General features: G+C 67.2%; 4 protein-coding genes and 1 pseudogene. 3 read left to right on the top strand and 2 right to left on the bottom strand.

Going from position 1 to position 6,988, the window contains the following annotated elements:
• Positions 1–479 precede the first annotated feature (479 nt).
• From pyrR to GXY15_06810, 3 genes are read left to right on the top strand one after another with little or no spacing between them, the layout of a single operon-like run.
• Positions 480–1,064, top strand: coding sequence for a bifunctional pyr operon transcriptional regulator/uracil phosphoribosyltransferase PyrR (gene pyrR / locus GXY15_06820; GenBank protein ID NLV40924.1), 585 nt, complete (start codon positions 480–482; stop codon positions 1,062–1,064).
• 19 nt (positions 1,065–1,083) lie between these two features.
• Positions 1,084–2,064, top strand: a complete 981-nt coding sequence (locus tag GXY15_06815) for an aspartate carbamoyltransferase catalytic subunit (protein NLV40923.1) — start codon at positions 1,084–1,086, stop codon at positions 2,062–2,064.
• 21 nt (positions 2,065–2,085) lie between these two features.
• Positions 2,086–3,360, top strand: a complete 1,275-nt coding sequence (locus tag GXY15_06810) for a dihydroorotase (protein NLV40922.1) — start codon at positions 2,086–2,088, stop codon at positions 3,358–3,360.
• A gap of 26 nt (positions 3,361–3,386) precedes the next feature.
• Here GXY15_06810 and GXY15_06805 read toward each other — a convergent pair whose 3' ends face one another.
• Both GXY15_06805 and GXY15_06800 read right to left on the bottom strand, forming a co-directional pair.
• On the bottom strand, positions 3,387–5,123 hold the full coding sequence (locus tag GXY15_06805) for a hypothetical protein (GenBank protein NLV40921.1): 1,737 nt from the start codon (positions 5,121–5,123) through the stop codon (positions 3,387–3,389).
• 1,465 nt (positions 5,124–6,588) lie between these two features.
• Positions 6,589–6,870 (bottom strand): annotated as a pseudogene (locus GXY15_06800) (PKD domain-containing protein).
• Positions 6,871–6,988 lie beyond the last annotated feature (118 nt).

Below are 6,988 nucleotides of genomic sequence, written 5' to 3'. Positions count from 1 at the left end.
TCCGTGCCCCCCGCGCGCAACGCGCGCCTTGGAGTGCGCAAGCTTGCTTGCGCCTTCCAGACCGGGGCCCGCGAAAGATTCGGAAAAACGTCCCGCCCAAGTTCGTCACGGAACCCCGCGCGCGGGCAAGCCCGCGCGAAGAAAGGCGGCAGCAAGCTGCCGCACTCCAAGGAGCTTCGCTCTGTGCACCGCCGAAGGTTACCCCCCCCTGGGCACGCCGGTCTCCCGATCGGCCGCTTTTCTCCCCCTCTTTCCCCCCAATCTGCGAACATCTGCGCAATCTGCGGACCCCTCTTCCCCGCGGCGGCCCCCCACCCGGTCCAGGTTGACACGGGGCGGTCCGGTTTCCTATATTTACGCCGGTGCGCGGAGCGCACGGGAGCGAATATGCACACAGCGTTGCGCCGACAGCCGGCCCGCGACAAGCGGCCTTCTCAGCCCGGGCTGGGAAGGCGTTTTTTCTGTATGGAGCACCCCCTATGACGCCGGACAAGGACTTTGAGGTCGAGAGCACGGTGCTGATGGACCGGGACGCCCTGGCGGCGACGGTCCGGAGCCTGGCCCTGGCCATCTGCGACGCGAACCCGGACATCGGAGAGCTGGCGCTGCTGGGCATTCTCCGCCGGGGGCGGCCCCTGGCCGACCGCCTGGCGGCGCTCATCGGCGAGTACACCGGCACAACGCCGCCCGTGGGCTCGCTGGCCACCACGATGTACCGGGACGACGTGCGCACGGGCGCGGCGGTGCCGCTGCTGAAGGGGGAGACGCATTTCGACTTTTCGGTGGACGACCGGACGGTGCTGCTGGTGGACGATGTGCTGGCGGCGGGGCGCACGATCCGCGCCGCCCTGGACGAGGTGATGGACTATGGCAGGCCCCGGCGCATCCAGCTGGCCTGTCTGGTGGACCGGGGGGGGCGCGAGCTGCCGATCCAGGCGGACTACCTGGGCTACAGCATCGCCACGGGGGCGGACGAGTGGGTCTCGGTCCGCCTGCGCGAGACCGACGACGAGGACGCGGTCCTGCTGCTGCGGCAGGAACGGCGGGCGGAAATGAACGACTAAGGAAGGAGCGCGGAACGCCATGGCGGGGACGACGCACGCCGTGTGGACACGCAAGGACCTCGTGGGCATCGCCGACCTGACCCGCGAGGAGATCGAGATGGTGCTGGACGCCGCGCCCCAGTTCGGCGCCGTGTCCCAGCGCGCCAGCGGCATCAAGAAGGTGCCCCTGCTCCAGGGGCGGCTGGTCGTGCTGTGGTTCCACGAGCCCAGCACGCGCACCCGGTCCTCCTTCGAGCTGGCGGCCAAGCGGCTGAGCGCGGACACGCTGGCCGTCGCGTCGTCCACCTCCAGCTCCGTGAAGGGCGAGACCCTGCACGACACGCTGGCGAACATCGAGGCGATGCGGGCGGACATCACGGTGATCCGCCACAGCTGCGCCGGCGCGCCCCACCTGCTGGCGGGCAGCCACCGGTCCCACATCATCAACGCGGGCGACGGCCGCCACGAGCACCCGACCCAGGCGCTGCTCGACTGCTACACCATGCGCGAGAGTGTCCGCCGCCGCACGGGCAACCCCGACGCGGTGCTGGACGGGATCAAGGTGGCGATTGTGGGCGATGTGGAGCACAGCCGGGTCGCCCGGAGCGACATCCACGCGCTGCTGAAACTCGGCGCGAAGGTGACGGTCTGCGGGCCGAGCACGCTGGTGCCGCGCGAGCTGGAACGCTACGGCGTGGGGGTGACCCACCGCCTGAAGGAGGCGCTGGAGGACGCCGATGTCGTCTACTCCCTGCGCATCCAGCTGGAGCGCCAGGCCAAGGCGCTCTTCCCCAGCCTCCGCGAGTACATCAAGCTCTTCCGCATTGACGCGGAGAGCCTGAAGAGCGCCCCCGACCACGCCATTGTCATGCACCCCGGCCCCATCAACCGCGACCTGGAGCTGTCCGCCGAGGTCGCCGACGGCCCGCGCAGCGTCATCCTCCAGCAGGTGACCAACGGCGTCGCCGTGCGCATGGCCGTGATGCACCTGCTGGCGAACAGCGGCGGCGCCGCAAGATAGCCTTTTTCAAGGAGCCCTTCCATGAGCCTTGTGATCGCAAACGGACATGTGGTGGACCCGGCCTCCGGCCTCTCCGAGACGATGGACGTGCTGGTCGCCGACGGCCGCGTCCGCGAAATGGGGAAGTCCCTGCGCGGCGACGAGACCCTCGACGCGCGCGGCCTCGTGGTGTGCCCCGGTCTCGTGGACATCCAGGTCCACTTCCGCGAGCCCGGTTTCGAGTCGAAGGAGACCATTGCCTCCGGCAGTCGCGCCGCGGCCCGCGGCGGCGTGACCACCGTGGTGACCATGGCCAACACGAACCCGCCGATTGACAACGCGGGGCTCGTGGAGCTGGTGACCCGGCGCGCGCGGGAGACCGCCTGCATCAAGGTGCGCCCCGCCGCCTGCGCCACCAAGGGCATGAAAGGCGAGGAGCTGACGGAGATGGCGGAGCTGAGGGAGGCGGGGGCCGTGGCCGTCACGGACGACGGGCGCGACATCCGCAGCAGCGCCGTCATGCGGCGCGTGCTGGAGTACGCCGGCATGGTCGGCCTGCCCTACCTCGCCCACTGCCAGGACGAGGACCTCAGCGACGGCGGCACGATGCACGAGGGCCGCCACTCCATGCTCATGGGCGTCTGCGGCATCCCCCGCGAGGCCGAGGAGATCCGCATTGACCGGAACATCCGCCTGGCCGAGCTGGCGGACGCCCGCATCCACATCCAGCACATCTCCACCGCGGGCGGCGTGCAGATCGTCCGCGACGCCAAAAAGCGCGGCGCGCGCGTGACCGCCGAGTCCGCCCCCCACTACTGGAGCCTCACCGCCGCCGCCGCCATGGGATTCAACACCCACGCCAAGATGTACCCCCCCCTCCGCGAGGAGGAGGACATCGCCGCCATCATCGCGGGCTTCCAGGACGGCACCCTGGACAACATCGCCACGGACCACGCCCCGCACACCCGCGCTGAGAAGGATGTGGAGTTCCAGCTCGCCCCCTTCGGGATCATCGGGCTGGAGACCATGCTGGCCCTGACCGTCACCCACCTGGTGAAACCGGGGCACATCACGCTGGAGCGGGCCGTGGAGCTCATGACCCTCGGCGGCGCGAGGGTCTGCTCGCTTGAGGCGGGATGCCTCCGCCCGGACGGCCCGGCGGACGTCACCGTGTTCGACCCGGAGGAGCAGTGGACCGTCACCCTGGCGGACTTCGGCTCCAAGAGCGCGAACTCCCCCTATATCGGCCACACGCTGACCGGGCGGGTAAAACACGTCTTCTGCGACGGGCGCCCGGTCCACACGGACAACCGCTAGGCGTTCTCAGGCGGCCCGGGGGGTGGTCACGCGCGCCGCACGCGGCGCAGCCCCAGCAACCCCATGAGCGACACCATCAGCGCCAGCCCCGCCGCGTTCGCCGCGGACAGCGATCCGGGCGCGAGCACCTCCACCATGAACGGGTCGCTGACGGTCACGGCCTTGCTGGCATCCGTGACGGCCACCCGGTACACCCCGGCATGGGTGTCGTTCACCGCGTCGAAGTGCAGGGTGGACGCCGTCTCGCCGGAGAGGTCGGACGCGCCCTTGCGCCACTGGTAGGACACGGCGCCGGTCGTTCCCGAAGCGACGGCGCGCAGGGTGAGCGGGGCGCCCGACTCCACCTTGGAGGTGCCGTAGATCACCGCCCCGGGCGTCACCGCCGTGGACTTCGCGTAGGCCTTGATGCAGACGCTGGCGTTCGCGTAGCCGTCAACGTGCATGTCCTGGTAGATGACGCCGCTGTCGCTGAAATACCCCTGGCCGGCGGAGGCCGCCGCAGCCGACGAATACCCGGAAATATTCATCTCGACCGGCAGGGGATAGTCGTACCCCGCGGCGGTGTAGCGGACGACCACGGAGAACAGCTGGCCCGCCGTGAAGGCGGCCGGGGTCGGCAGGGGGACGATGAGGTATCCGGCGTCGTCCGCCGTGGTGGAGACTGTGGCAGCCTGGTTGGAGAAGCCGTTGGAATAGCCGCCCCGGTACACCGTGATCTGGAGCTGCATGCCCGGAACGCGGGCATAGGTGCCGACGGCGGCGATTTCGCCCGTCTCCGCAGCCGTGAAAACGTTCGCCCCGAAAATGACGCCCAGCCCCGTGTACCCGAAGCCCGAGGTCATGCCGAGCGGGTCATGCTGGTAAATGCGGCCGTAGGCCGTCGGCGCGGCGATGTCCGTGAAGGCGTAGGCCTCGGAAATCGCCTGGGTGTCCTGGTAGGAGATGTGAAAGTAACCGCCGTCGCCCCAGCCGGTGCTCCAGCTGTTTTTGCAGTACCACGCGCCCGGCTCCGCCACCCCGGGGACAACCTTCGCATCGTCCCAGCCCACCAGCGTCACCATGTGGCCGCCATCGCCCGGCTGCAGGCCGTCACCGCTGTAGTAATACGTGTCCGTGCCGTCGTCGTAGGCCGCATCGTTCCAGGTCATGGGGATGGACAGCGCGCCGTGCTCCATCAGGGCGTTCTGCACCGCCGTGCGGTCGCCGCCGGTTCCCAGGGAGAACACGCGGGAGCGGGTGAGCAGTTTCTGCACCGCCGCCCCGGGTGCGGGCGGCGTCTGCGCCATCGCATTGTACGGGTCGTCCACCTCGTTCAGCGGCCCGGTCCCCCGGGTGAGGTAGGCGTTGGCAATGTCGTTGTTTCCGCCGTCGCAGGAGGACCAGTCAAACCCGTGGGTGTTCTTCATGTGGTTTTCCGAGAAGTCCCAGGTGGCGCCCTCGAAGCGCTTGAGCCACGCCTCCATGGCGCCGCAGGCGGCGAAGGACCAGCAGGCACCGCACACCGACTGGCTCTTCACGGGGGTGACAAAGCCGAGGGCGCGCAGGTTGTAAGACGCCGGCGGGTCGGCCTTGCCCGCCATGTACGGGGCGAGATGCGACCAGTCCACGGGGGACGGGATGTAGCCGTGTCCGCCGCCGGCGGACTTGCCCGCCTGCCACGCCTCAAAGGCGGGGTTCACGGGGGCGAGTCCCGGTGCGCCCTGGGCCAGGGCGCCCGCCGCCAGCACACACACCGCCCCAAACACGGCCCACACACGCTTCATGCCTGACATTTTCCTGCTCCCGTTGCGTTCGGACATTCAGCAACACTCACCCCCTGAGAGGGATTTTAGCAGATTTTTGACAGAATGCAAGCGTAATGTTCTTGAATGGGCCCCCAGAGCCCCGCACACTGCCCGGCCGCCGCGCCCCCGGCCTCTCCTGCTGTCTCATGGGTGGGCAGGCACCTTCACCCCCCGGACGGTGTGTCGGGAGAGGCATGTCCTGCCGCCCCCCAGGCACACCAACCTAGGAGTCCCTGGTCCGGGGGGCAGGAAATGAACCCTCCGATGGAATAACCGGACCCGCCCCCATGGGAGCGGGTCCGGCCAAGCAGATCACGACTCTGGTCGCAGGCCTTCAGGGTTCGGGCTCATACAGCTAGTCCGATTGGGGGACCAAGCGCCAAGTGTGGGCCACAATGACGTCCTTCGTGCAGACGAAGTTCTCCACTCTGGTTGTCGACCGCAGCAAGGTGACGTCCGTGGGGGCGTCCACGTAGTCCCTCGGGTTGACAGGGTCATTGAGTCCGGGCAGGGTGCACAGGCGGGCCACCTTGTCCACCACGACAGTCACGCCCTGATACTCATACTCGTAACCTGGCGGAGGGGTTGCCGGACATGCTGAGGGGGGGTCGATCCAGTTTGCGGTCCGGGAATCATTCACCAGGTCCTGATGCCACTGGGGCGGGGACTCCGAGGGAACGGTGATCAGCGCGTAGTTCACAGGACTTTCTAACGGGCAGTCGAATTGGTGGCCGACGGGATAGTGGATGCTCGCGTAAATCCCGGTCTTGGCACCATTGGAAACCCAGACGAAGTTCTCCAAACCCTGTGTCTGATTGAGCCAGCAGAACTCTGTGGAAAGGGCCCCGCCACTGTCGTCACAGCACGCCCCCGGAAGTTTGCGCCATGCATACAGGTCTGGGCGGGGGTCGTACCCTTCGGGGATTTCGCCTTGGGACCCCACCACGAGAACCAGATTGGCGGTCGAGGGGTCCGTGTCCTTGGGCGTCACGCGGGCTTTGGTCGTCCCCACAAGCCTCATCTGGAACTGGCTTCCTATCATGTGCCAAGTCTTAACGGTCGTATCGCCCTCCGCCTTGGGATACCGCAGGAAGTGCAGGTCTCCCGGAACGTTTGCCGCAAACGCCGCGAGGTACATGATTGCCTCGTGCTCTTCGTGGGAGCCTTCATCGTATTCGGGCATGCGGTTGAGCTTCATTTCGCCTGTAAACGGTCCGGAGACGGCGATGGATTGTGACTCCAGAGCCTCTTCAGCCCAGTTGTCGCCCAGCCCCCACACATAGACAGATGTTGGCGGTTCCCCTTCTCCTTCTCCTTCTCCTTCCCCTTCCCCTTCTCCTTCTCCTTCCCCTTCCCCTTCTCCCTCCCCCTCATTGCCCCCCCCGCTGGGCTGCACAGTGATGCAGGCCGGTACGGTCGCGGTGTTGGTTTTTCCCTTGTTTGTCGTGACCGTGAGGGACACATCATACGTCCCGGGGGCGGCGTATGCATGCACCGGATTTTGCTCCGACGAAACCTGCTGGTCGCCAAAATCCCACTGCCAGCCGGTGATGGTGTGGGCCTTTTGAATCGCCGACCGGTCTGTGAACTCCACCGTGAGCGGTGCCTGCCCCTGTGACACGCTTGCCGTGAATGCCGCAAGCGGTTCGCCGGGTATGCATCCCGCGCATACAACCACTGCCCCGCCCAGGAAAAGGGCAATCGCCGCCGACACTTTCTTGTTCATTGGTTTGTTCTCCCATGTTGGAACGCCAGCACCAAGGCTAAGTGATTTTACCGAATATGATGAATAGTGTCAATACCCCGCACCCGTTCATGAGGAGGGGAGGACGAGGAAAAATGCG

It is taken from the genome of Candidatus Hydrogenedentota bacterium, from assembly GCA_012730045.1.
GTDB lineage: Bacteria > Hydrogenedentota > Hydrogenedentia > Hydrogenedentales > CAITNO01 > JAAYBR01.
Note: the sequence above shows the minus strand (reverse complement) of the source record. Positions and strands in the feature narration are given on the sequence as shown.

What these genes read in the sequence shown, in the direction of transcription:
- GXY15_06805 (NLV40921.1), bottom strand. Translation starts at nt 5,123, where the DNA reads ATGAAGCGTGTGTGGGCCGTGTTTGGGGCGGTGTGTGTGCTGGCGGCG.
- GXY15_06815 (NLV40923.1), top strand. Translation starts at nt 1,084, where the DNA reads ATGGCGGGGACGACGCACGCCGTGTGGACACGCAAGGACCTCGTGGGC.
- GXY15_06810 (NLV40922.1), top strand. Translation starts at nt 2,086, where the DNA reads ATGAGCCTTGTGATCGCAAACGGACATGTGGTGGACCCGGCCTCCGGC.
- pyrR (NLV40924.1), top strand. Translation starts at nt 480, where the DNA reads ATGACGCCGGACAAGGACTTTGAGGTCGAGAGCACGGTGCTGATGGAC.